At 66.2% G+C, this 22,597-nt stretch carries 24 protein-coding genes and 2 pseudogenes; 15 read left to right on the top strand and 11 right to left on the bottom strand.

What is annotated here, in order from left to right; all coding sequences use genetic code 11:
* Positions 1-13 precede the first annotated feature (13 nt).
* On the top strand, positions 14-496 hold the full coding sequence (locus tag AB5J62_RS14125) for a cation:proton antiporter regulatory subunit (protein WP_370948652.1): 483 nt from the start codon (positions 14-16) through the stop codon (positions 494-496).
* Positions 497-500: 4 nt separating this feature from the next.
* Positions 501-1,697, top strand: coding sequence for a cation:proton antiporter (locus AB5J62_RS14120; RefSeq protein ID WP_370948651.1), 1,197 nt, complete (start codon positions 501-503; stop codon positions 1,695-1,697).
* An 89-nt stretch (positions 1,698-1,786) separates the two neighbouring features.
* Here the strand turns inward: AB5J62_RS14120 and AB5J62_RS14115 are convergent, their stop codons facing one another.
* Positions 1,787-3,562 (bottom strand): Xaa-Pro dipeptidyl-peptidase, encoded by a 1,776-nt coding sequence (locus tag AB5J62_RS14115; RefSeq protein ID WP_370948650.1) that lies wholly within the window; start codon positions 3,560-3,562, stop codon positions 1,787-1,789.
* 687 nt (positions 3,563-4,249) lie between these two features.
* On the opposite strand from AB5J62_RS14115, the gene AB5J62_RS14110 reads away from it, so the two are divergent.
* The gene (locus tag AB5J62_RS14110) at positions 4,250-4,996 is read left to right on the top strand and encodes a haloacid dehalogenase-like hydrolase (RefSeq protein WP_370948169.1); all 747 of its coding nucleotides are present in this window, start codon (positions 4,250-4,252) and stop codon (positions 4,994-4,996) included.
* Here the strand turns inward: AB5J62_RS14110 and AB5J62_RS14105 are convergent.
* Positions 4,993-5,913 (bottom strand): hypothetical protein, encoded by a 921-nt coding sequence (locus AB5J62_RS14105; protein WP_370948170.1) that lies wholly within the window; start codon positions 5,911-5,913, stop codon positions 4,993-4,995. The two genes, AB5J62_RS14110 and AB5J62_RS14105, sit on opposite strands and share 4 nt — an antisense overlap.
* A gap of 156 nt (positions 5,914-6,069) precedes the next feature.
* On the opposite strand from AB5J62_RS14105, the gene AB5J62_RS14100 reads away from it, so the two are divergent.
* The 10 genes and pseudogenes from AB5J62_RS14100 (at position 6,070) to AB5J62_RS14055 (ending at position 13,452) form a co-directional block, all read left to right on the top strand.
* The gene (locus AB5J62_RS14100) at positions 6,070-6,522 is read left to right on the top strand and encodes a hypothetical protein (RefSeq protein WP_370948171.1); all 453 of its coding nucleotides are present in this window, start codon (positions 6,070-6,072) and stop codon (positions 6,520-6,522) included.
* 292 nt (positions 6,523-6,814) lie between these two features.
* A complete protein-coding gene (locus AB5J62_RS14095) occupies positions 6,815-7,042 on the top strand; it encodes a hypothetical protein (RefSeq protein ID WP_370948172.1) in 228 nt (75 codons plus the stop codon).
* A gap of 5 nt (positions 7,043-7,047) precedes the next feature.
* A complete protein-coding gene (locus AB5J62_RS14090; RefSeq protein ID WP_370948173.1) occupies positions 7,048-7,329 on the top strand; it encodes a hypothetical protein in 282 nt (93 codons plus the stop codon).
* A complete protein-coding gene (locus AB5J62_RS14085; protein ID WP_370948174.1) occupies positions 7,326-7,604 on the top strand; it encodes a helix-turn-helix domain-containing protein in 279 nt (92 codons plus the stop codon). The genes AB5J62_RS14090 and AB5J62_RS14085 overlap by 4 nt, the downstream gene beginning before the upstream one ends.
* Before the next feature lie 53 nt (positions 7,605-7,657).
* Positions 7,658-7,960, top strand: coding sequence for a helix-turn-helix domain-containing protein (locus AB5J62_RS14080; protein ID WP_370948175.1), 303 nt, complete (start codon positions 7,658-7,660; stop codon positions 7,958-7,960).
* On the top strand, positions 7,957-8,310 hold the full coding sequence (locus AB5J62_RS14075; protein WP_370948176.1) for a helix-turn-helix domain-containing protein: 354 nt from the start codon (positions 7,957-7,959) through the stop codon (positions 8,308-8,310). Before AB5J62_RS14080 ends, AB5J62_RS14075 begins: the two co-directional genes overlap by 4 nt.
* Before the next feature lie 268 nt (positions 8,311-8,578).
* Entirely contained in the window at positions 8,579-10,174 is a 1,596-nt protein-coding gene (locus tag AB5J62_RS14070; RefSeq protein WP_370948177.1) for an FtsK/SpoIIIE domain-containing protein, read from the top strand.
* Positions 10,171-11,840, top strand: a pseudogene (locus AB5J62_RS14065) (replication initiator). Before AB5J62_RS14070 ends, AB5J62_RS14065 begins: the two are co-directional and overlap by 4 nt.
* Positions 11,837-12,061: a helix-turn-helix transcriptional regulator gene (locus AB5J62_RS14060; RefSeq protein ID WP_370948179.1), complete on the top strand. Its 225-nt coding sequence runs from the start codon at positions 11,837-11,839 to the stop codon at positions 12,059-12,061. Before AB5J62_RS14065 ends, AB5J62_RS14060 begins: the two are co-directional and overlap by 4 nt.
* Positions 12,062-12,147: 86 nt before the next feature.
* Positions 12,148-13,452: a tyrosine-type recombinase/integrase gene (locus tag AB5J62_RS14055; RefSeq protein WP_370948180.1), complete on the top strand. Its 1,305-nt coding sequence runs from the start codon at positions 12,148-12,150 to the stop codon at positions 13,450-13,452.
* A 54-nt stretch (positions 13,453-13,506) separates the two neighbouring features.
* On the opposite strand, the pseudogene AB5J62_RS14050 reads toward AB5J62_RS14055, so the two are convergent.
* A pseudogene (locus AB5J62_RS14050) lies at positions 13,507-13,812 on the bottom strand (CocE/NonD family hydrolase); the annotation flags it as partial.
* Between the two features lie 118 nt (positions 13,813-13,930).
* Between AB5J62_RS14050 and AB5J62_RS14045 the strand changes: the two are divergent.
* Positions 13,931-14,569, top strand: a complete 639-nt coding sequence (locus AB5J62_RS14045) for an endonuclease V (protein ID WP_370948649.1) — start codon at positions 13,931-13,933, stop codon at positions 14,567-14,569.
* A 174-nt stretch (positions 14,570-14,743) separates the two neighbouring features.
* Here AB5J62_RS14045 and AB5J62_RS14040 read toward each other — a convergent pair whose 3' ends face one another.
* From AB5J62_RS14040 to xerD, 6 genes are all read right to left on the bottom strand, one after another.
* On the bottom strand, positions 14,744-15,496 hold the full coding sequence (locus AB5J62_RS14040; RefSeq protein ID WP_370948648.1) for a pseudouridine synthase: 753 nt from the start codon (positions 15,494-15,496) through the stop codon (positions 14,744-14,746).
* Positions 15,486-16,169: an SMC-Scp complex subunit ScpB gene (scpB, locus tag AB5J62_RS14035; RefSeq protein WP_370948647.1), complete on the bottom strand. Its 684-nt coding sequence runs from the start codon at positions 16,167-16,169 to the stop codon at positions 15,486-15,488. Before scpB ends, AB5J62_RS14040 begins: the two co-directional genes overlap by 11 nt.
* Positions 16,166-17,053: a ScpA family protein gene (locus AB5J62_RS14030; protein ID WP_370948646.1), complete on the bottom strand. Its 888-nt coding sequence runs from the start codon at positions 17,051-17,053 to the stop codon at positions 16,166-16,168. The genes scpB and AB5J62_RS14030 overlap by 4 nt, the downstream gene beginning before the upstream one ends.
* 1 nt (position 17,054) lies before the next feature.
* Complete coding sequence (locus AB5J62_RS14025; RefSeq protein WP_370948645.1) at positions 17,055-17,450, bottom strand: cobyrinic acid a,c-diamide synthase; 396 nt, start codon at positions 17,448-17,450, stop codon at positions 17,055-17,057.
* Positions 17,447-18,448, bottom strand: a complete 1,002-nt coding sequence (locus AB5J62_RS14020; RefSeq protein ID WP_370948644.1) for a ParA family protein — start codon at positions 18,446-18,448, stop codon at positions 17,447-17,449. Before AB5J62_RS14020 ends, AB5J62_RS14025 begins: the two co-directional genes overlap by 4 nt.
* Before the next feature lie 92 nt (positions 18,449-18,540).
* Positions 18,541-19,476: a site-specific tyrosine recombinase XerD gene (xerD, locus tag AB5J62_RS14015; RefSeq protein WP_370948643.1), complete on the bottom strand. Its 936-nt coding sequence runs from the start codon at positions 19,474-19,476 to the stop codon at positions 18,541-18,543.
* A 50-nt stretch (positions 19,477-19,526) separates the two neighbouring features.
* Here xerD and AB5J62_RS14010 point away from each other — a divergent pair, with 50 nt between their 5' ends.
* Positions 19,527-20,042: a DUF1707 domain-containing protein gene (locus AB5J62_RS14010; protein WP_370948642.1), complete on the top strand. Its 516-nt coding sequence runs from the start codon at positions 19,527-19,529 to the stop codon at positions 20,040-20,042.
* A 127-nt stretch (positions 20,043-20,169) separates the two neighbouring features.
* Here the strand turns inward: AB5J62_RS14010 and AB5J62_RS14005 are convergent, their stop codons facing one another.
* Entirely contained in the window at positions 20,170-20,796 is a 627-nt protein-coding gene (locus tag AB5J62_RS14005) for an NUDIX domain-containing protein (RefSeq protein ID WP_370948641.1), read from the bottom strand.
* Positions 20,793-22,538, bottom strand: coding sequence for a CTP synthase (locus AB5J62_RS14000; RefSeq protein ID WP_370948640.1), 1,746 nt, complete (start codon positions 22,536-22,538; stop codon positions 20,793-20,795). The genes AB5J62_RS14005 and AB5J62_RS14000 overlap by 4 nt, the downstream gene beginning before the upstream one ends.
* Positions 22,539-22,597: the final 59 nt, after the last annotated feature.

The raw sequence follows: 22,597 nt of genomic DNA, 5'->3' as shown, positions 1-22,597 counted from the left end.
TTACGGTGGTGACGTGAACGTCGAGGTGACTCCCCTTCCTGGGATCGGTGTGCGTAAGGACTTCGCGACGCGCAACGGAAGGAGGATCGGCGTCGTCAGCAAACGCGACGGCCAGACCGACCTCATAGTGTCCAAAGCGGACGACCCCGACGCCTGCATGGCCTCGATCCCCCTCAGCTCCGAGGAGGCGGGCGCGCTCGCGAACCTGCTCGGCGCGCCGCAGCTCGTCGCGCAGCTGAACGAGGAGCACCGCGACCTGCCCGGCATCAACACCAAGCAGCTGCCGATCAAGGCGAACTCGCCGTTCGACGGCCGCACGCTCGGCGACACCGCGCTGCGCACCCGCACCAGCGTCTCGGTCGTCGCGGTGATGCGCGCCGGGCAGGTGCATCCCTCCCCGACCCCGGACTTCACCTTCACCGGCGGCGACCTGCTCGTGGTCGTCGGCACCTCCGAAGGACTCGAAGCCGCCGCCAAGATCCTCAAGTCGGGCTGAGCGGATGGATCACACCGCACTGTCCTTGATCGAACTCGGGGCGGTCTTCTTCGTGCTGGGCGCGCTCGGGCGCCTGGCCGGGAAGATCGGGATGTCCCCCATTCCGCTCTACCTGATCGGCGGCCTCTGCTTCGGCCAAGGCGGGCTGATCCCGCTGACCGACATCGGCGGCTTCACCCACCTCGCCAGCGAGATCGGCGTCGTGCTCCTGTTGCTCCTGCTGGGCCTCGAGTACTCGGCCGCGGAGCTGTTCACCGGACTGCGCCGTTCGTGGATGGCCGGTCTGGTCGACATCGTGCTGAACGCGGCGCCGGGCGCGGCGGTCGCGCTGATACTGGGCTGGGGCCCGATCGGCGCGCTCGTGATGGCGGGCGTCACCTACATCTCGTCTTCGGGGATCATCGCGAAGGTGCTGGGCGACCTCGGCCGCCTCGGTAACCGCGAAACCCCGGTGGTGCTGTCGATCCTGGTCTTCGAAGACCTGGTGATGGCCCTTTATCTCCCGATCTTGACCGCGGTGCTCGGCGGTGTCAGCTTCCTCGGCGGCCTCGAAGCCGTCGGCATCTCGCTGATGGTGATCACCGTCGTGCTCGTGATCGCGCTGAAGTTCGGCCGCTACGTCTCGGCGCTGGTCGACAGCCCCGACCGCGAGGTCTTCCTACTCAAGGTCCTCGGCGCCGCGCTGCTCGTCGCGGGCGTCGCGTCGGCCATGCAGGTCTCGGCCGCGGTCGGCGCCTTCCTGCTCGGCATCGCGATCTCCGGCTCCACCGCCGAGAACGCGACGCACATGCTCGAACCACTGCGCGACCTCTTCGCGGCCGTGTTCTTCGTGGTCTTCGGCCTCAACACCAACCCGGCCTCGATCCCGCCGGTACTCGGCTGGGCCGTCGTGCTCGCGGTGACGACCACGCTCACCAAGGTCGGCACCGGCTGGTGGGCGGCCAGGCGCCAGGGCATCGGCAAACTGGGCCGCGCCCGAGCAGGCGCCGCACTGGTCGCCCGAGGCGAGTTCTCGATCGTCATCGCGGGCTTGGCCGTGGCCACCGGCGCGGTCAGCGGCGACCTCGCCGCGCTCGCCACGGCCTACGTCCTGCTCATGGCCATCCTCGGCCCGACCGCGGCCCGCGTGGTCGAGCCCATCGCGAAAGCCTTGCAGCGCAAGGTTTCCGCCCGCACTTCCCCCGCCGCCGAACCCAGCTAAAAAAATCCCAATGTGCCATTGGTCAGGTTTCAGGCCCCCAATGTGGCTTTCGTCAGCTCAAATCTGACGAAAGCCACATTGGGATTTTTTTACCAGCCGAGGCGGATCTCGGGGTTCAGGCGCAGGTGACCCAGGCCGAGCGGCAGGTTGACCGAGACGTCCAGCCCGAAGCTCGGGGCCGAGCCGGCCACCGGAAGGTTCACCGACGTCTTAGCCAGGTCCAGGGTGAACTTGGTCGCCGCGCGTGGCTGGCCGAGGAAGCCCTGGTCCGTGCCGCCGATGATCAGGGCGAGCTGGTGTCCCTTGGGGACGACGTGGTCGGTGCTCGCCAGCCGGAAGGTCATCGTGTACGCCTTGCCGGGGGTGAGCGGCTCTTCCTTGCCGAGCGAGCGGTAGTTGCCGAGGTCCGCCCAGCCACGGCTGAAGATCTCCGAGCCGACCGTCACCGAGTCCGCGGTGGTGACGCGGTAGCAGCCGTTGTCGCCGGGAGCGTTGGCGCCCCAGCAGGTTTCGCCGGTGCCGGTCTTGATGCCCTCGCCGGAGCCGGTGTAGTTGCGGATCGTCGCGGGCCCGTAGTCGACGAGCACCGCGGACAGCTGCGCGGTCGAGGTGTTCGGCGTCGCGGTGACCGTGATCGTGGACGTTCCGGAGATCTGCAGATCACGGTCGAGCTTGCCGGTCGAGTACAGCACCCGGTTACCGGAGACGCTCGACGGCTGGGCCGCCCAGTCGGTCTCGCTCAGCCGCGGATTGTCGGTGAACGCCGCGGTGCCGCTCGACGGCGCCGTCGTCAGCGAACCGAGGCCCGCCGCGGCGCCCGCGTGCGGGCGGTAGGTCACGCCGGAGGTGTTCGCGGCAGGCCACGACGACTGGTCCACCCACTGGTCCGGCGCACGCTCGATGCTCGCCATCGGACCGCGCTCGATGCCGTTGTCGATGCCGAGCAGGTAATGGTCGAACCACTGGTGCAAGGTGTCGACCCACTGGGCGCGCCGGTAGTCGAACGGGTCGACGTGCCCGGTTTGCGAGAGCCAGATCTTGCGCTCGACGCCGTTGGCCGCGAGCCGGTCCCACCACTGTCCGAAGTGGATGGTCTGGACGTTGAGGTCGCCGAGCCCGTGCGAAAGCAGCACGCTCGCGCGCACGTTCTGGGCCGTGGTGAGGTAGTCGCGCGCGGACCAGAACGGGCCGTAGTCGCCGTTGCTGGTCGCGCCTTGGGTGAGTTTCTGGTTGGCGGCGGAACAGTTCTGCCCGCTGTTGCCGCGTTCCACCGTCTGCGCGAGCCCGACCGGGTTGAAGCCGAAGGTGGCGCCGTCGGAGCGGTAGTAGTTGTACCAGGAGCTGATCCCGGCGATCGGCACGATCGTCTTCAGTCCGTCCACCCCGGTCGCGGCGACGCCGTTGGCGATCGTCGCGTCGTAGGACTTGCCGATCATGCCGACCTTCCCGGTCGACCAGCCCGCCGTCGTCGCCGAGCCGCCGGTTTTGGCGGTATAGCCCTGCGCGCGGCCGTTCAGCCAGTCGACGACGGCCTTCGCGGAGAGCACGTCCGACGGCCCGCCGACATCGGCGCAGCCCTGCGACCGGTTGGTGCCCGCGAGGTCGACGAGCACGATCGCGTACCCGCGCGGGACGAAGTAGTTGTCGTAGAACTTTGCCCGGTGTTTCCTGAGCTGGGAGGGCTTCGAGGTCAAACAGGTCCTGACCTGCATCTTTGGTCGGATTGGGTCCGGTTGGGTCTGGTCCGGTCCGGACGTCTGACGGCCTGGAGACGGCCTGACGGCCTTGGCCTGCTCGGTCCAGAGAGTCAGTTGGTGGGGGCTGAACAGGGCGGTCTGGTTGGGGCTGATCTGGCGGCTGGGCATTGTCGTGGCTCCTTGGTGAGTCGGGCTACGAGGCTGTAGACCTGGTGGGCTCTCCGCCCCCGTCTTCCTCGCCCCTGCCCGCGTTAGCACCAGGCCGTCTGTGTCAAAGTGAAGCTTGCTTCATCGCGTAGCGACGCCGTAGGCGCTCTTGATGCAGGCGGTCTGGTGTTAAACGATCTGCTGCGGGGAAGGCCCACCTTCTTTGACCCCGTCGCTCACATCCGCATGCCCGAATGTCGTCCTGACCTGTGCGGCTGCCGGGCAATTCCGCGGTGACCTCCTGCGGGCCGAGACACCCTCGGGCGAATCGCGTTGCGACCTGGTGCGGGCCCCTGAATACTCGACTGGCCCCCGGCGTTCCCCTCCCCCCTCGTGGACGCCGGGGGCTTTCTCATGCCGTGGGTACGGCGGCCCGATGTGGCCATGGTTGAGGACACGGCGGCGGCGCGCGTGCATTCGCCTGTGTCGGCGGGCTCGCCCGGCGGGGCGGCCGGAGCGGAGCGGGAGGCCGATCCCGCCATGGGGCGAAGTCCGCCGCACGCAAGGTGACCTGTGCGCGCCGCCGCAAGGCGGCGCCTTGATCCCATAGAGCCAAATTCGGCAGCAAGTTACCTAGACGTGGCCTGGTGAAGCTCGGTGACTTGAGTAACGGGGTAGCTGGTGGCCGGGTATGGAAGCATGGGGGCCATGGCTACCAACCTGCATGACCTCGTCGAGAAGCTCCCGAAGACGTTGGTGCTCTGGGACGTGGACCACACGCTGATTGAGAACGGCGGTGTGAGCAAAGATACGTACGCCTTGGCGTTCGAGTTGCTGACTGGGCGCTCAATTGAGATTCGACCGGTGACCGATGGACGCACCGACTTTCAGATCATGCGGGACATCCTGGAAGCCAACTCGGTTGATGCCAGCGGATACGTCGAGATCGCGCAGTTCGAAGGCGTGCTAACCAAGGCTATGGAGCGAAACGCGCCGGAGTTGCCAAAGCGAGGCCATATTCTTCCCGGAGTGCTGGACGCGCTGGCTGCGCTGAAATCGGCACCCAATGTCGTGCAGTCTGCTCTAACCGGAAATATCTTGCCGAATGCTCGGGCCAAGCTTGCGGCTTTCGATCTTGATTCTCGCGTCGATATGGAGGTGGGCGGATATGGATCAGATGACAAGGTGCGCTCAAACCTGGTGGATGCATCACGTCGGAAAGTGGCGGAAAAGTACGGCATCACGTTTGATCGGTCGTCAACAATTCTGATTGGCGACACACTGGAAGACGTCAAGGCCGGGCATGACGGAGACGCAAAGGTCATCGCCGTGGCGACGGGGATCTACTCGGTGGATCAGTTGAGCAAAGCTGGAGCCGACGTGACCTTGGCCGACTTGTCTAACTTGAGCCTGTTTCTAACTTCGCTCGCGAAGTTGCGCAACGATCAAAGCTAGCCGTTCTTCGCTTCCGCCTGGTCGATTCCGTATGCCTCTTCATTCCAGACAAGCTCAAAGCTCTTCATGTAGGTATCAAAGAAGTCTGCACCTGCCACCTTTCGCAGGTGCAGAATAGGCGCGATATATCCGTACGTACCATAGATGTGCTGATTGACCAACATCTGATCGTCGTATCGAAATATCGAGTTATACAAAGACGTCGCGTGCAACCGAAATTCAATCCCCTCTATTCCGACGAGCGGGCGATAGTAGGCGAGTGCCATCTTAATTCTGCCAGGAATGGCATCAAAAAGCCGTTCTTCCTTGCCTCGCAAAACCATCGCTTCCGTATCGGGGTCACCGAGCAGTATGCGGATCTTAACGCCGCTGCGCGCCTTCTTCTTGAGGATTTCGATCGCAGTAGGGTTATCCTCAGGAAGAAATAAACTGGCATTGGCAAATAGGTCAATAGATTCGGATGCACCACTAAGAAGGTCGAGCCATAGACTTTTCGGCGTATCCGACCGGTGTGGATAGAGCGCCACAAGCTCCCCCGGGACACCCCTCGGTCGCTCCTCGTCAACCGGCGGACTTGCCAACAGGGTCGTCGCTTGGCGGACTGGCGTCGGCGGCTCCGGGATGAACCCAATGCCGCCTGCGTGCTCCTCGAAAAGCTGCTGAACAGTCCAGTCTGGAAACATGCTTTCGAGGACTCGGCAATGATCCGAGTATGGCAACCTGGCTAGATCGCCAGATAACCAGCGATAGAATTGCGCTTTACTGGGCGCGCTCCCTTTCAGGTCTTTGTCGAGCCTAAGCGCCACTCGGTCGTATTCGCGCCTGAACGCACTGTGTGTATGCAGATGGCGCTGCTGAAGCAGCACTTTGAGCACGATTGGTCGGTCTTTCTCCGCCCCTGCCCGGTCGTCGGTCATGCCAACCATGATACCAGACTAGAGACAACTAGAGACAACTCGGGTCGAGGAAGATCCACACGAGACCGCCATGGGGCTGCGGCAAGACTGCTGTTTGGCCGAATCTAGTGGTGTGCCGCCAACAGGGGCGGACCCGAACAGAGGACCAACAACGACATGGCGATTTTCAAGGGTCACCGTTTCACGATTGAATTCGATGAGGCTTTTCCGCAAGGGCTTGTGATGGTCGGCGACGTGGCACCGGACAACGAGTATTTGTCGAACGAGGACAAGGCAAGGGGAAAGCAGGCTAAGCAGCGCATCGACGAGATCACAGGTAAGCGTCAGTGGAAGCTGACCGCGACCGATTTGGGCGAGACCAAGGCAAAGCGGGCCTCGTTCGAGATCACGCTGTTGGCTGATGTGCAGCCGGTGCCGACAACGTCGGAGGTGCTGCCGGGCATGCGCCCGATTGAGCTGGACGGACTCACGGCTGAACCCAAGGTCGCGGGCAACGGTGAGTTCAAGTACCAGGGTTACGCGTTCCGGGCCACCGGCTTCAAGGCTGCGGCTGCGGGTGGTGGCGCGAAGTCGACTCGGTCGGGTGCGGCTGAGTCCAAGGCAGCGTGACGGGCTTGGACTGGATGACGTTGCGATGGTGTCCAAAAAGGTAGTCCACGCATGGGAACGGGCGTATCGAGAGTACGGGGCTGTTTGGACGAGTCAGTCTCGGCTTTCGAGTGAGGCTGCGGCCCGGGAGATGGCAGAGGCTTCCCGGCCGTGGCCTCGGCCTGGCGCGCTATTGCCGCAGATCCCGAAATTCCTTGGTGGACGCTCGCTGCCGTGGACTCTGCGGCCACAGCGTTTGAAGAGCAGGCGTGGCAGTGGGAGGCAAAGACAGGGATTGGCGGAGGGCGGGCAAATGGTCAGCATCAGGGTGACGCCGGGGCTGAATGCGATGGCGGGCATGCGCAACGTAGGTCGCGATCCGGCGGTGCTGGTGCTGACGCTGGATCCGGGAAGTCTGGTGATCGCGGCTCCGGGCGGTCCGGTGATGTGGCCGGAGTTCGTGCGTTTCCTTCACCAACTCCGCGACGGCGTTGACGAAATGATCGAAACATTCGACTTGGAAACCGAGAACAAGGAATAGGAATTATGGCGTTCAACGCGACGTGGAAACCAGGCGCGGACTCGGCTGCGGACATGCATCTGATAGGTCAGCATTTGGTGGCCCTGGTGATCTATCTGGACCCAGACAGCCTGGCTTTCACTCCGCCGAATGACGCACAGGAATGGCCGGAGTTCGCAAGGCTGATGCGGCAGATTCGTGACGGCGCGGACAAAGTCGCCGATTTCGTGGACCGGAACCAGGCGGCGGCGCTGTCGGAACAACGTGAGGAAGGGCACGCTGACGAATTGCCAGGGGTGACGACGTGAATGCGACGGGAGTCATTTTCGGTGAAGGCGTGCCCCTGCCGCTCGGGGAGCTGATCAGGCTCTCGCGCGAGGGTTTTCCCCTGTCGCTGCGAGAGGCGGCAAAACGTATGGATATGTCACCGGCGACGTTGGCACAGATCGAGTCCGGGCGGCGGCCGGTGAAGGGAATCGTGACGATGGTGCGCCTGGCGGATGGGCTGGGTTTGCCGCGTACGCAGGTTTTCGAGTGGGCGGTGGCGGACCTGGAAGACGCACGGGAACGCGGCGCGCTATGACCTCGTCACTGGCGCGGAATGAGAAAGAACAGTCGGGAAAGGGAGGTCGGGTGATGGATTCGCGGATCGTGCCGGGTGGGCGTCCTGCGCAGGTGTGGCGTGGAGCGACGATCCCGGATGTGGAGACCTGCGCGTTTATCAAGGGTATTCGGGAGCATCGGCAATTGTCGGTGGAGGAGGTGTGCAGGCTGTCCGGTATCGCCTCGCAATCGTTGCTGCGCTTCGAAAGCGGGGCCCGTGCGATGCGGTCACTGGACGCGGTGGCGGCACTGGCTGACGTGCTCGACGTGAGCCGTTCGGTGCTGGCGCTGATGGTGCTGCGGGACTTGGAGCTGAAGCGGGGAGGGTGGGAATGATGCGGGCCCACACGCCGATCTCTGGCCCGGACTGCGGGCAGGACGCGTTGCGGTGGGCTGCGGTGTCCTCGCTGCCGATGCCGGACACGCGGGTGATCGGCGGGTGGATCCGCTGGGTCCGGGCGGTGCAGCACATGACAGGTAAGCAACTGGCGGCGCGGGCGCGATGCTCGGAAAACCTGCTGTACAAGATCGAGCGGTCGGAGCAGCCGTTGATGTCGGTGGAGCTCGCGGTGCGGCTGGCTGACGTGCTGTGCGTGCCCCGGGAGTTGCTGGTGGTCCGCGCGGTCATGGACTTCCGCTATGAGCAGCCGCGTTACGAGAACGGGGGTCCGTTCACCGCCTTCTGACCTCCATGTTGGAAAACAAGTGAAGACCGATAAAAGTCCGCACGTGGGGACGCGTGTTCAACAAACGCGTCCTTACGTGCCCAAAATTGTCCCTATTAAACGCAGAACCGGCCCCTGGCTTCCCAACCTGTTCCGGTTCTGCGCCTGTCCACTGGAGTAAGCGAACAATGCAAACGATAAATGACGGCAAGTACTGCGCGTCAACGGGGGTCACCCAGATGCGCAACACAATTACTCAGCGATCTTTCCCGGTCGGGGGTGGTCGCTGATGCAGGCACACGACGTGCAGAACGTGATGATCTTCGCGGCTGTCGGCGGCGGCCTGGCGGTGCTGCTGTGGGTGCTGGCCAAGGTCGGCCGTGCCCTGGCGGGAGTGCTGGAAGCCTTGGCGGCTTTGGCGGTCCTCGCGATGGCGCTGTGGGCGGTGGTGCGTGCGGTCGGCTGGGTTGTTCGGCAACTGGCCACCTACTGGCGCACGGCGTTGACGTTGGTGGCGTTGTGGGCGTGGTGCCGCTGGCTGGGCTGGGTATGGCTGGTCGTGATCGCGGCCTCGCTGGGTCTGGTTCAGCTCGTGTGGTGGCGGCTGGACGCGGTCGGGTATGACCAGTGGTGCGGTCGTCGGCTGCGGGCGTGGTGGCTGCGCTGGACGCTCTACGGGCGCAAGCTGCCGACGTGGCTGCATGCCTGCGGGCTGACGGTGCGCGATGACGCCATCCCGATCGATGTCACGGTCAACCTGGTGTCGCGTCGGCGCAAGCGGGAAGCGACCGCGAAAGCACGCCAGGAATCCGGTGTGGCGGTCCCGAAGATCCTGTCGGTGCGTTCGGGTGCCTCGTGGGATGAGGTCCGGGTGCGCCTGGTGCCGGGTCAGACGCCGGAGGATTTCGACGACGCTGCCCGCGCCCTGGCAGTGGCTCGGAAAGTCACCCGTTGCCAGGTGCGGGAGCTGGAGCCCAACGTGGTGTCGATCGACTTCATGCGGCGGGATCTGTTGACCTCGGCGGTTACGTGCATGCCTATCCCGGAACTGTCCTCGCCTGACGGTACGTCGGTGAATCTGCGGGCGGTGCACGCGGGTGTGACCGAGTACGGCAAGCCGTGGACGATTCCGTTGGTGGGAACGGGTTCGCACATGCTCGTGGCGGGCGCTACCGGGTCGGGTAAGGGTTCGGCGCTGTGGAGTCCGCTCGTGGCGGCCGCTCCGGCGATCCGCGCGGGCCTGGTCCGGGTCTCGGGGATCGACCCCAAGGCAATGGAATTGTCTTACGGGCGTGGGATTTTCGCCCGGTACGGGCAGAACGGCAAGGAAGCGCTGGAGGTGCTCGACGGGCTGCTCGATGAGCTGGAGAAGCGCAAGCGGTGTTTCGCCGGGCACACGCGTGAGGTTCCGATCTCGACGGAGTTTCCGGTAGAGCTGCTGGAGTTCGACGAGATTGGCGCGCTCACGAAGTACACCGACCGCAAGACCCGTGACTCCATTGTGGAAAAGGTGGCGATCCTGGCCACGCAGGGGCGGGCGTTGTTGTTCTCGGTGCGCGGGTACGTGCAGGAGCCGACCAAGGAGACGGTTCCGGTGCGGGAGCTGCTGCCCCGCCGCATCGCCATGCGCCTGACCTCCAAGACGCAGGTACCCATGGTGCTCGGTGACGGCGCGTACGAACGGGGCGCGTGGGCCAACCGCATTCCCGAATCCGACGCGGGTCTGGGCTACGTGTGGGGTGAGGGCGTGCGGGAACCGCTGCGTGTGCGGGCCGGATGGGTTCCTGACCACACGATCAAGCAGCTGGAGCACTACGTCACCAACGGCGGCGCACAGGTGATCAACCTGGCTGATCGGCGCGCGAACGAAGGGAGGTCGGCATGACCACCACCACCGAGAACAACCCGGCCGACAACACCCAGGCCGAGAAACCAGCCGTGACCAGCGAAGAGAACAGGCGATTCCGCGGAGCACTTGCCGCTGACGTGGTGAAGGCGACGGCGGAGCAGCACGGGGTCTGCACGCGGCCGTTCGTGATGGAGGTCGGCGACACCGAGACCGGGGAACTCCGCTATGTCCCGGTGCCGTGCGGGTCCACTGTGGAATCGACATGTCTTCCCTGTGCCCGCAAGGCAAAGGCCCTGAGGCAAGCACAGTGCCGGGAGGGGTGGCACCGGACCAGCGAGCCGGTGATCGAGCGGGAGAAGCCATCTCAGGGGCAGCGGGAGCTATTGGAGTTCCGGGCGGACCTGGCTGCGCACTACCGGGAGGTGACCGCTGCCGGGGATGAGGTGGAAGCGGAGGAGCTGCGGGCGGAGGTGTCCAGTGTGGACGCTGAGTTGCGGGCGTCGGGGATGACGGGCCGTCTGCCGGGGCTGGATGTTCCGGCACGCACGGCGGTGAAGCGGTCGACGAAACGTCGCCAGGACACGCCGAACCTGCCTCGGCGCAAGGTCGCCAAGACCACCGTGGGACGTGAGTACGCCGGGAAGTTCCGGCCCTCGATGTTCGTCACCCTCACCTGTGACACCTATGGTCAGGTGCGGTCGGACGGCTCCCCGGTGAACCCGGCGGCGTATGACTATCGGCGGGCCGCGCGTGACGCCGTGCATTTCGCGGCGCTGGTGGATCGCTGGTGGCAGAACCTGCGGCGGGTGGTCGGCTGGGATGTGCAGTACTTCGCGACCGTGGAGCCGCAACGGCGGGCGGCTCCGCACCTGCACACCGCGTTGCGTGGGGCGATCTCGCACGAGACGGTCAAGCTCGTGACCGAGGCGACCTACCATCAGGTGTGGTGGCCGGAACATGACGAGATCGTCTACACCGACCGGATGCCGTACTGGGATGCTGAAGCGATGTCCTTTGTGGACCCGGGCACGCAGTGCCGCTGACCGCGTGGGATGACGCCGTGGCGGCCGTGGAGGTGCCCGCGCATGTGGTGAGGTTCGGTGCTCAGGTGCACTCGAAGGGTGTGCTGGGTGGCACGGAGGAATCCGGGCGGCACATCGGGTATCTGACCAAGTACCTCACCAAGTCCACCGGTGAGGTCGTCGACGCCGACACGGTCTCTCAGCGGGATCATCACGACCGCCTTCACGCGGAGCTGTCGGTGACGCCGTGTTCGGCTCGGTGCGCTGTGTGGCTGCTCTACGGGATCAACCCCAAGGGCGCGGGCGCGAAGACGACTCCGGGGCACTGCAAAGGCCGTGCGCATCGGCGGGCCACGCTCGGGCTTCCGGGGCGGCGGGTGCTGGTGTCGCGCAAGTGGTCGGGCAAGACCGTGGCCGACCACAAGTCCGACCGTCGCGGGTTCGTGATGGCCGCGCTCGCCGAGATCGGGATCAGCAAGCCCGAACCCGACAAGGCGCGGTTCACCTGGCGCAAGGTCGAACCGGGCGACACGCAGTGCCCGCCTCGGGATCACCTCGTCATGCGGGCGATCGCGGAACGGATCACCTGGCGGGCCGAGTACGACCGGGCGATGCTCGCCGCGAATCCACCACCCGGCGACGGGGAGAAAACTTCGGCAACTCGGCCGGAGGCCGCTTGACCAGGGGGAAGGGGGACGTCATAGCGGTACGCATCCGGGTTGTTGAGACAGAAGGGCTGTGGGGACCGGAAGAACTGGAGGCATACCTAGGAATTCCAGAGAAGACGCTGCGGGACTGGCGGCTCAAGCAGTACGGGCCGCCGTTTTTCAGGATGGGTAAGCACGTCCGCTACGAACCGGCAGAGGTCCGGGCGTGGCTAGCCACCCTGAACGCGGCCTGACAAGAAATCTGAGGCCCTGGTGTCCGGCATGCGAGCAATCACGCCGGACACCAGGCCCCGACCGCTGAGAGACGAAAGGAGGGCCCATGAAGGGGCACGTGCAAGACCGCTGGTGGCGGAAGAAGAAAGTCGACGGCAAACTCGTCTACACCGAGAGTGGTCGACCGGTCCGCGAGAAGTCGGAACTGTTCGGCAAAGGTGACCGGTACAAGGTCCACTACTACGACCAAGACGGCAAGGAGCGATCCAAGTCGTTCCCGGACAAGAAGCTGACCCAGGCGAACGCGTTCCTGAACCAGATGCAAAACGACGTCCTCACCGGAGACTTCATCGATCCGGACGCCGGGGACATCACGTTTCGTGTCTACACGGCACAGTGGCGCAAAGGCCAGTCGACCGACGCCGGGACTCGCCAGACCGTGACCAACAAGCTTAGGACGGCGATTTTCCCTTTCCTGGGCGACAAAACGCTGAAGGTCGCAGGGAAGACGGACACGATCCGGGATTGGCTGGACTGGCTGGAACGGCCGAAATCGGAGGGTGGGCGTGGTCTGGCGGCGTCGTATCGGGCGGTGCTGTTCGACACCGTGTCAGCGATCCTGGAAGCCGCGTTCGACGATAAGAAGATCCGGGCGAACCCGTGCAAGGCGAAAAGCATCAAACGCCCGAAGCCCGAACAGCGGAAAGTGGTGCCCTGGAAGGAAAATCAGGTCCACATGCTGAAGCTTGCGCTTCCTGAGCCGTACAAGATTATCGTACCGCTCGGGGCGGGCCTGGGACTTCGGCAAATGGAGATCTTCGGGTTCAGCCCCGATGACATCGACCGGGAGGAAATGGTGTGCAACGTTCAGCGGCAGATCCGCTGGATTGACAACACGCCCGTGTTCGCTCCTCCCAAGGGTGGGAAGACTCGCGTGGTGCCCATGGGCGGCGGGGTCCTGGATGAGATCGACGACTACATGGAGAACTTCGAACCCGTGACGGTCACGCTGCCGTGGCTTGAACCCGGTGGGCGTCCCGAATCTGTCCGGCTGCTCATCCGCAAGGTCAAGGAACGCGACCGCTACCGGGGTCGTCCGGTCGCCGACGTGATCGACGGGGCGAACTTCACCAACGACGTGTGGAAGCCCGCATACGGCACGGCCGGACTCGTCTACACCGATCGGCGAGACGGCATGCACGGAATGCGCCACTTCTACGCCTCGTCGAACCTCGCCGCCATGGTGTCCATTCGGGAACTCGCCGAGTCCCTCGGGCACCACGACCCCGGTTACACCCTCCGGATCTACACGCACCTCGTTCCGTCGAGCCACCGCCGGGCACGGGCCGCCGCCGACAAGGTTTTCAAGCCACGCCGGACCCGGACGACCTCCGAATCTGACACGGCCTGACGACGGCCTGACAAGATCGACAACTACATAAGTGCAGGTCAGGGCCTATCCCTAAAAGTTGTCGTAGAACAGCGGGAAGCCGACCGGCCTGCCCGCGCTGTCGTAGGTCTTGAGCTCGCTCTCGTTGCCGCGGCCGCAGCACGCGTAGTACGGGCTCGCGTCCATGATCACCGGGACCTTGATCCCCTGTGCGGCGGGCTCCTTCGGGCGGACGATGTCGGCGGCCACCCGATCGGGTTGACCGTCGGCGTCGCCATCAAGGCCGGTGCTCACCCACACGGTCTCCCGAATGGCGCCGGCGAAGTCGTAAACGGGCTCACTGACCTGCGGCGCGGCACTCGCCACTACCGGGGTCACCATGGAGAACAGCAAAGCCAAAACCACCGCTACGGAAGCTCGCATGTCACCCACATTGGTGGGAGATCAACCAACCCCAGTAGGGCGGAAAGTGGGTAATCGGCCTCGATACGCTCAATGGATGCAGTGGCCGAAGACCGAAGCCGAGGCGATCGCGCGGCAGCTCGAACTGGCGCCGCGGGTCGAGTCCCGTGAGCCGTCGGGCTTCGCGCCGCGCGCCGTGGCGGGTCTCGACGTCGACTACCGCGACGATCACGTGGCGGCCGCGGTGGTCGTGCTCGACGCCGATTCGCTGACCGAGATCGAGTCCGCGACGGCGATCGAGCCGGTGCGATTCCCTTATGTGCCCGGCCTGTTCTCGTTTCGCGAACTTCCGCCATTGCTGGCGGCGATCGCGAAATTGACCGTTGTGCCGGATTTGCTGATCGCCGACGGACACGGGCTCGCGCATCCGCGCCGGTTCGGCCTCGCGTGCCATCTCGGCGTGGTCACCGGCATCCCGACGATCGGCGTCGCGAAAACGCCGATGACCGGCTACGACACTCCCCCCGACGAGCGGGGCGCGACCACTCCCTTGCTGGACAAGGGAGAAACGGTCGGTGCCGCACTGCGCACGCAGCGCGGCGTGAAGCCGGTCTTCGTCTCAGTTGGACACCGGATCAGCCTGGAGCGGGCATGCGCCGAGGTGCTGCGGCTGGCGCCGAAGTACCGGCAGCCGGAGACGACGAGGCGAGCCGATCGGCTGTGCCGCGACGCCTGAACGACAGGGCGGTGACAGTGGGCCGATCTACTTTGTCCGCAGGACAATTCAACCTGAGGAGAAATAGATGAAATTTAAACCAATGCGGGCCGCCACGGCGATCGCGCTGGCCTGAAGCCCACCAAGACGGTCGTGCGTGTTCCCGACGGTGAGAACCGTCGGGAACACTCACGACTACAGCTCGACGGCGCGGTACAGCGCGCCGACCTCGCCCTTGTTCAGCCGCCGGATCGAACCGGGCCGCTGGTTGCCCAGCTGCACGTCGGCGATCGCGGTGCGCACCAGCTTGCGCACGGGGTGGCCGACCTCGGCCATCAGCCTGCGCACGATGTGCTTGCGGCCCTCGTGGATGACCAGCTCGACGAGCGTGTTGCCCGCGTGCATGTCCTTCACCCGGAACTGGTCGACCTTGATCGGCCCGTCGCCCAGCTCGATACCCGCGCGCAGGTCCTTGCCGAGCCCGCGCGCGACGAGACCGTCCACTTCGGCCAGATAGGTCTTGAGCACCCGGTACGACGGGTGCATCAGCCGGTGCCCGAGGTCGCCGTCGTTGGTCAGCAGCAGCAGGCCCTCGGTGTTCTCGTCGAGCCTGCCGACGTGGACGATGCCGCCCTCGTCGTCGTAGCGCCCGCGCAGGTAGTCGCCGACACACGGGCGGCCGCGGTCGTCCTTCATGGTGCTGTGCACGCCCTTGGGCTTGTTCAGCGCCAGGTAGACGAGGTCCTCACGCAGGTTGACGCGGGTGCCGTCGACGTGGATCACCGCGTTGACCGGGTCGACGCGGCGGCCGAGCTCGGTGACCACCTCGCCGTCCACCATGACGCGCCCGCGCACGATGAGGTCTTCGGCGGCGCGGCGCGAGGCCACTCCGGCCTGCGAAAGCACCTTCTGCAGGCGTACGCCCTCTGGATGCGGGTCAGATGTCATCGATGGTGTCCACTTCGGGTAGCAACGGGGCGATCGGGGGCAGGTCCGTCAGTGAGGACAGGCCGAGTCGCTCCAAGAACAGTTCAGTTGTCACGTACAGGGTGCCAGTCGTGTCCGGGTCGGTACCGGCCTCCTCGATGAGACCACGCGCGAGCAGTGTCCGGATGACCCCGTCCACGTTCACGCCACGGACCGCCGCCACCCGCGCCCTGGTCACCGGCTGGCGGTAGGCGATCACCGCCAGGCTCTCCAGCGCGGCGCGGGTGAGCTTGGACCGCTGGCCGTCGAGCAGCAGCTTTTCCACGTACGGGGCATAAGTGTCCCTGGTGTAGAAACGCCAGCCTTCACCGGCTCGCCGCAGGTCGATCCCGCTGCCCCGGTCGGTGAACTTCTGGGCCATCGTGCGCAGCGCGACCGTGACCCGCGCGACCGGCTGTTCGACCGTCGTGGCCAGCGCTTCTTCGTTGATCGGCGAGTCGACGACCAGCAGGAGCGACTCCAGCACGGCCTCGAGTCCCTCGTCGTCGAGCTCGGGCAACTCGATCGGCTCGATGCCCTCGTCGTCGCCCTCGTCCTCGGAAGGTTCCTCAGCTTCCGAAGCTTCTGAAGGCTCCTCGGCGGGAGCCTCCTCAGCGATCGGCTCGTCCACAGCGTGCTCTTCGGGGGTGGTCACCCGTACTCCTCTTCCTCCGCGACGGCGGCGGCCTGCGCGCCCACCGCAGCGGCTTCCTCGACAGAACCCCCGGTCCACCGCACCCGCAACTCGGCGAGCGCTTCGAGCTGGTCGAACTGCACCGTCGCTTCGCGGTACAGCTCCAGCAGCGCCAGGAACCGCGCGACCCGCTCGATCGTGTGCTCGCAGTCCTCGCACAGCTCGGCGAAGGTGGCCTCGCCCTTCTCGGCGAGCTTGAGCCGCAGCAGCGCCGCGGTCTCGCGCACCGAGACCTTGCCCATGTGCAGGTGGTCCAGCGAGACCGTCGGCGGCGGCTTCGGCCGGAACACCGCGAGCGCGATCTCACCGAACTTCGCCGCGTCGACGCCGAGCATGACCTCGGGCAGCAACCCGACGTAGCGGTCCTCCAGCGCGACCGAGCGGGGATACCGCCGCAGCGCGCTGGCCTCCAGCTCGCCGAACAACGCCGCGACCTGCTTGTACGCGCGGTACTGCAGCAGCCGCGCGAACAGCAGGTCCCGCGCTTCGAGCAGCGCGAGGTCGTCCTCGTCCTCGACGTCGGCCGACGGCAGCAGCCGCGCGGCCTTGAGGTCGAGCAGTGTTGCCGCGATGACCAGGAACTCGGTCACCTCGTCGAGGTTCCAGTCCGCGCCCAGCGCCCGCGTGTAGCGGATGAAGTCGTCGGTGACGGTGTGCAGCGCGACCTCGGTGACGTCGAGCTGGTGTTGCGAGATCAGCTGCAGCAGCAGGTCGAACGGGCCCTCGAAGTTCGCGAGGTGCACCTTGAACTTGCCAGACGACGCTGCTTCTTCGGGGACCATGCCCCCGTGCACGAGGATCTGTTCGACCGGCGCCGGCGTCTCCTCCGTTGCCGGTTCGTCCATCTCAGTCCTCTGTCCCGCCCGCCCGCAGCCGCTTGACCAGCACGGATTCCTCGCCGTGCTCGTCGAAGTCGGCGAGCAGGACGGCCACCGCCTCACGTACGAGCCGTCCGCGGTCGAGCACGAGGTTGTGCTTGCCGCGCAGGTTCAGCCTGGCCTGCTCCATCGCGAGCAGCTCTTCACCGGACACGTACACGGTGATCTTCGCGTCGTGCTTGGTGCGGCCGGAGCCCTGTGCGGCGGCGCGGTTCAGCTGCTGGCTGTGGCCGTTGCCGTTGCTCTTCGGCGGCTCAGGTTTCTCGTGCCGTTCGACGGGAGGCAGATCGAGTGCGGGGCTGGTCGTGCTGGTCGTGATCCGAAACAGTTCCGACGCTCCGGGCAGGGATGCGCGCCTGCTCACCGAGCGATCACCTCGCGGGCCAGCGCGCGATAAGCCGCCGCGCCGGCGGACTTGGGAGCCCAGGTAGTGATCGGCTCCCCAGCCACAGTGGTTTCTGGGAACCGCACGGTGCGGTTGATGACCGTGTCGAACACGGTCTCCCCGAATGCCTCCACCACGCGCGCCATGACCTCCTTCGAATGCAGGGTTCTCGGATCGAACATGGTGGCGAGAATCCCGGTGATGTCCAGTTTGGGGTTGAGCCGCTCCTGCACCTTTTCGATCGTGTCGATGAGCAGCGCGACTCCACGGAGACTGAAGAACTCGCACTCAAGCGGGATGATCACGCCGTCCGCAGCGGTCAGCGCGTTCACCGTCAGCAAGCCGAGCGAGGGCTGGCAGTCGACAAGAACATAGTCGTAGTCCTCCATCACCGGACGAAGGACCCTTAACAATGTGTGTTCGCGTCCTACCTCAGCGACGAGCTGGACCTCGGCGGCGGACAGGTCGATGTTGCTCGGCAGCAGGTCGACGTAGTCGACGCGGGTCTTGCGGATGACGTCGGTGATGGAGACGGACCGCTCCATGATCACGTTGTAGACGGTCTGGTCCAGCTCATGGGGCTGGATGCCGAGGCCGACCGAGAGTGCGCCCTGCGGGTCGAAGTCCACGAGCAGCACCTTGCGGCCGCACTCGGCGAGCGCGGCACCGAGGTTGATCGTCGAGGTGGTCTTGCCGACGCCGCCCTTCTGGTTGCACATCGCCATCACCTTGGCCGGACCATGACGTTCCAGCGGCGGCGGCTCCGGGAGCTCCCGGTACGGACGGCCGGTCGGGCCGTTCCCGTGTTTGTCCTGTGGTCGGTTGTTTCGGAGTTGCGCGGCGATGGCTTGGGTCTCGTTTTCAGGGTCGTAGTCGGTGTCGCGTTTGCCTTCGGTGGCGATGGTGACCTGGCTCAGCGAAGCCGCTGCCGAGCCGGCGGACGCGGCCGGTCTTCCCGGCTGGTTCGGTGTCGACATGGCGCGAAAGCTCCTTTTACCGAGGTCTCCCGAAGACTATGCGCGGATATCGGCGACCGCCAACGAGGCACGCCGGGCCAAGACCGAGTTAGTCACCCGAGTGCACGCGGATGAGCGGTCGCGTAAACCTCACGCAGGGTGTTCACGGTGACCAGCGTGTAGACCTGCGTGGTGGTCACCGAGGCGTGTCCCAGCAGCTCCTGGACGACCCGGACATCCGCGCCGCCCTCCAGCAGATGCGTGGCGAACGAGTGCCGCAACGTGTGCGGTGAGACGCTCGCGGAGATGCCCGCCAGCTCGGCGGTGTCCTTGAGAACCTGCCAAGCGCTCTGCCGCGAGAGCCTGGAGCCGCGGGCGTTGAGGAATACCGCCGCCGTGCCGCGGCCGCGTCTGGCCAGCTCCGGGCGGGCACGGACGAGATAGGCGTGCAGCGCTTCGACGGCGGGCCTGCCGATGGGCACCAGCCGCTGCTTGCCTCCTTTGCCGTCGAGCAGCACGGTGCGTTCCTCGGCGTCGATGTCGTCGATGTCGAGCCCGACGGCCTCGGAGATGCGCGCGCCGCTCGAGTAGAGCAGTTCCAGCAGCGCCCGATCCCGCAGCGAGCGCTCGCCCTCGGCAGGCGGGGTGTCGAGCAGCCGGAGAACATCGCCGACCGGTAACGCTTTGGGCAGCCGTTTCGCGGGCGACGGCGGGCGCACCTCGCGGGCCGGGTCGTGTTCGGTGATGCCGTCGGCGTGCGCGAACTTGTGCAGCCCGCGCACCGCGACCAGCGCCCGCGCGGCCGAGGACGCGGCGAGCGGCTGATGCTCCTCGTCACCCTCGCGCAGCGCCATCCCGAAGGCGCTGACCTGCTCCGAAGTGACGTCGGCGAAGTCCGTGACCCCGGTCGACTCGAGGTGCCCGGTGTACCGGCGGAGGTCGCGCGCGTAGCTGTCCAGGGTGTTGCGCGCCGTGCCACGCTCGACCGTCAGATGATCGAGATACGCCGCCACGACGTCGGCCACACCGGTGGTGCCCGCCTTTGCCACGGTCGACACTCTAGGCCCTGCCGCGCGCGTTTCGGGCTACCGTTCAGGGCATGTCCACCGCACCGGAACCGGAGAACCTCCGCATCGGCACCGCCGAACGAGAAGAGGCGATGAAGGTGCTGAGCGATCACTTCGCCGAGGGGCGGCTCAGCACGGAGGAATACGAGACCCGGGTGACCGGCGTGCTCGACGCGAAGACCCGAGCGGACCTGCGTCCGCTCTTCGACGACCTGCCCGCGCCGAAGCCGGTCTTCCTGCTCCCGCCGATGACGTTCGCCCAGCCCGCCTACGCGCCGCCGCCGCTTGGCTCGATGCCGGCGCCGCACTGGGCTCCGCCGCCCCCGGCGCTGTACTCGCCCAAGTCCAAGCTGGTCGCGGGCGTGCTGCAGATCATCTTCCCGTTCGGGACCGGCCGGTTCTACACGGGCCACACGGGCATCGCGGTCGCCCAGCTGCTGGTCACCCTGTTCACCTTCGGCATCGGCGCGATCTGGCCGTTCATCGACGGGATCCTGCTCATCGCCAACGGCGGCACCGACCCCTTCGGCCGCCGCCTCCGCGACTGACGGTTTTTATCCCAATGCGTCCTTCGGTCCCTGGCAGGTCCCGAATGCGTCTTTCGGTCCCTGGCAGGTCCCGAATGCGTCTTTCGGTCCCTGGCAAGGACCGAAAGACGCATTCGGGCAACTACAGTCAGAGGCCTCGGGAGGCGAAGCGGGTGGGGCGGTCTTCCCACGGCGCGTCGGCGGGGCGGGCCTGGCCGTAGCCGCTGATGACCGTGTGGGCCGCCAGCACGCCGCTCACGGTCGCGCCGTTGACGAGCTCACCCGAGAGCGCCATCCGGACGGCTTCGGCCAGCGGGACCTTGTGCACCACCAGATCGGCTTCCTCGTCGCCGAGCACGTCCCTGTCCACTTCGGACAGTTCGCGGGCCAGGTAGACGCGGACCACCTCGTCGGTGAACCCCGGCGACGCGGCGACGTCGACGAGGGTCTCCCACTTTTCGGCGCCGAGGCCGACCTCCTCGACCAGCTCGCGCTTGGCCGCCTCGACGGGGTCCTCCCCCAGCTTGTCGATCAAGCCTGCGGGCAGTTCCCACAGCCGGTGCCCGAGCGGGTGCCGGTACTGGTGGATCAGCGTGACGTTGCCGTCGGCGTCCAGCGCGACGACCGCGACCGCGCCGAGGTGCTCGACGACCTCGCGCTTCGCGGTCGAGCCACCCGGCATGCGGACCTCGTCGACCCGCATGCCGACCACGCGTCCGATGTGGATGTCCCTTGTGGACTCCACGGTGAACTCGTGCGTGCCGGGCTCGGTCATCGGGCGGCCACCGGGGTCTCCGGCAGCTCGACCGGCAGCCGCTCGGCGGTCCGGTACGCGACGACGGCCTGCACGAACGCGTCGAACAGCGGGTGCGGGCGGGTCGGACGGCTCTTCAGCTCCGGGTGCGCCTGCGTGCCGACGAAGAACGGGTGCACGTCCGCGGGCAGCTCGACGAACTCGACCAGGCGGTCGTCCGGCGAGGTGCCCGAGAACACCAGACCGGCGTCGGAAAGGCGCTTGCGGTAGGCGTTGTTGACCTCGTAGCGGTGCCGGTGGCGCTCGGAGACCTCGGTCGACCCGTACGCCTTCGCGACCTGGGAGCCCGCCTTGAGCTTCGCCGGGTACGCGCCGAGGCGCATGGTGCCGCCCATGTCCCGCTCGCCCGCGACGACGTCGAGCTGGTCGGCCATCGTCGAGATGACCGGGTGCGCGGTGTTCTCGTCGAACTCGGTCGAGCCCGCGTTCTCCAGGCCGGCCAGGTTGCGCGCGCCCTCGATGACCATGCACTGCAGGCCGAGGCACAGGCCCAGCGTCGGGATGCCGCGCGTGCGGGCGAACTCGACGGCGCCGAGCTTGCCCTCGATGCCGCGGATGCCGAACCCGCCGGGGATCAGCACACCGTCCACGGTGGACAGTGCGGCCGCCGCGCCCGCCTTGGTCTGCAGGTCGTCCGAGGCGACCCAGACGATCTCGACCTTCGCCCGGTTGGCGAACCCGCCCGCGCGCAGCGCCTCGGTGACCGAGAGGTACGCGTCCGGCAGGTCGATGTACTTGCCGACGACGGCGACCCGGACGGTCTCCGACGGGTTGTGCACCCGGCTGAGCAGGTCGCCCCACACCGTCCAGTCGACGTCACGGAACGGCAGTCCCAGGCGGCGGACGACGTAGGCGTCGAGCGCCTCGCCGTGCAGCACCTTGGGAATGTCGTAGATGGACGGCGCGTCAGGGCAGGCGATGACGGCGTCGGTGTCGACGTCGCACATCAGGCCGATCTTGCGCTTGAGATCCTCCGGCAGCTCACGGTCGGCCCGGCAGACCAGCGCGTCCGGCTGGATGCCGATGTTGCGCAGCGCCGCGACGGAGTGCTGGGTCGGCTTCGTCTTCAGCTCGCCCGACGGCGCCAGGTACGGCACCAGCGAGACGTGCAGGAAGAAGCAGTGATCCCGGCCGACGTCGTGGCGGACCTGGCGGCACGCCTCGAGGAACGGCAGCGACTCGATGTCGCCGACCGTGCCGCCGACCTCGGTGATCACCACGTCCGGCGCCTGACCCGACACATCGGCCTTGGGGTCGCCCACGTCCGGCGCCTGACCCACTGAAACATTGGCCTCGGCCGCCGCCATGATCCGCGACTTGATCTCGTCGGTGATGTGCGGGATGACCTGCACAGTGTCACCGAGGTACTCCCCGCGCCGCTCCTTGGCGATCACTTCGGAGTAGACCTGGCCGGTCGTGACGTTGGCCTTGCCGTCGAGGTCGCGGTCGAGGAAGCGCTCGTAGTGCCCGATGTCGAGGTCGGTCTCGGCGCCGTCCTCGGTGACGAAGACCTCGCCGTGCTGGAACGGGTTCATCGTGCCCGGATCCACGTTCAGGTAAGGATCGAGCTTCTGCATCGTGACCCGGAGCCCACGTGCGGTAAGGAGCTGACCCAGGCTCGAAGCCGTGAGTCCCTTACCCAGAGAGGAGGCAACGCCTCCGGTGACAAAGACATACTTGGTAGCCCGCGACTGAAGTCCCACGGGCTTCCACCCTATCTCACGTCCGCCGTGGCGCGCGATGGCCACGCCGGTAACCGCCA

It is taken from the genome of Amycolatopsis sp. cg5, from assembly GCF_041346955.1.
Classification (GTDB): domain Bacteria; phylum Actinomycetota; class Actinomycetes; order Mycobacteriales; family Pseudonocardiaceae; genus Amycolatopsis.
Note: the sequence above shows the minus strand (reverse complement) of the source record. Positions and strands in the feature narration are given on the sequence as shown.

Bases quoted from the DNA above. Each gene is read 5' to 3' on its own strand.
- AB5J62_RS14120 (WP_370948651.1), top strand. From the start codon at position 501: ATGGATCACACCGCACTGTCCTTGATCGAACTCGGGGCGGTCTTCTTC.
- AB5J62_RS14115 (WP_370948650.1), bottom strand. From the start codon at position 3,562: ATGCCCAGCCGCCAGATCAGCCCCAACCAGACCGCCCTGTTCAGCCCC.
- AB5J62_RS14110 (WP_370948169.1), top strand. From the start codon at position 4,250: ATGGCTACCAACCTGCATGACCTCGTCGAGAAGCTCCCGAAGACGTTG.
- AB5J62_RS14105 (WP_370948170.1), bottom strand. From the start codon at position 5,913: ATGACCGACGACCGGGCAGGGGCGGAGAAAGACCGACCAATCGTGCTC.
- AB5J62_RS14100 (WP_370948171.1), top strand. From the start codon at position 6,070: ATGGCGATTTTCAAGGGTCACCGTTTCACGATTGAATTCGATGAGGCT.
- AB5J62_RS14095 (WP_370948172.1), top strand. From the start codon at position 6,815: ATGGTCAGCATCAGGGTGACGCCGGGGCTGAATGCGATGGCGGGCATG.
- AB5J62_RS14090 (WP_370948173.1), top strand. From the start codon at position 7,048: ATGGCGTTCAACGCGACGTGGAAACCAGGCGCGGACTCGGCTGCGGAC.
- AB5J62_RS14080 (WP_370948175.1), top strand. From the start codon at position 7,658: ATGGATTCGCGGATCGTGCCGGGTGGGCGTCCTGCGCAGGTGTGGCGT.
- AB5J62_RS14075 (WP_370948176.1), top strand. From the start codon at position 7,957: ATGATGCGGGCCCACACGCCGATCTCTGGCCCGGACTGCGGGCAGGAC.
- AB5J62_RS14070 (WP_370948177.1), top strand. From the start codon at position 8,579: ATGCAGGCACACGACGTGCAGAACGTGATGATCTTCGCGGCTGTCGGC.
- AB5J62_RS14055 (WP_370948180.1), top strand. From the start codon at position 12,148: ATGAAGGGGCACGTGCAAGACCGCTGGTGGCGGAAGAAGAAAGTCGAC.
- AB5J62_RS14045 (WP_370948649.1), top strand. From the start codon at position 13,931: ATGCAGTGGCCGAAGACCGAAGCCGAGGCGATCGCGCGGCAGCTCGAA.
- AB5J62_RS14040 (WP_370948648.1), bottom strand. From the start codon at position 15,496: ATGACATCTGACCCGCATCCAGAGGGCGTACGCCTGCAGAAGGTGCTT.
- AB5J62_RS14030 (WP_370948646.1), bottom strand. From the start codon at position 17,053: ATGGACGAACCGGCAACGGAGGAGACGCCGGCGCCGGTCGAACAGATC.
- AB5J62_RS14020 (WP_370948644.1), bottom strand. From the start codon at position 18,448: ATGTCGACACCGAACCAGCCGGGAAGACCGGCCGCGTCCGCCGGCTCG.
- AB5J62_RS14010 (WP_370948642.1), top strand. From the start codon at position 19,527: ATGTCCACCGCACCGGAACCGGAGAACCTCCGCATCGGCACCGCCGAA.
- AB5J62_RS14005 (WP_370948641.1), bottom strand. From the start codon at position 20,796: ATGACCGAGCCCGGCACGCACGAGTTCACCGTGGAGTCCACAAGGGAC.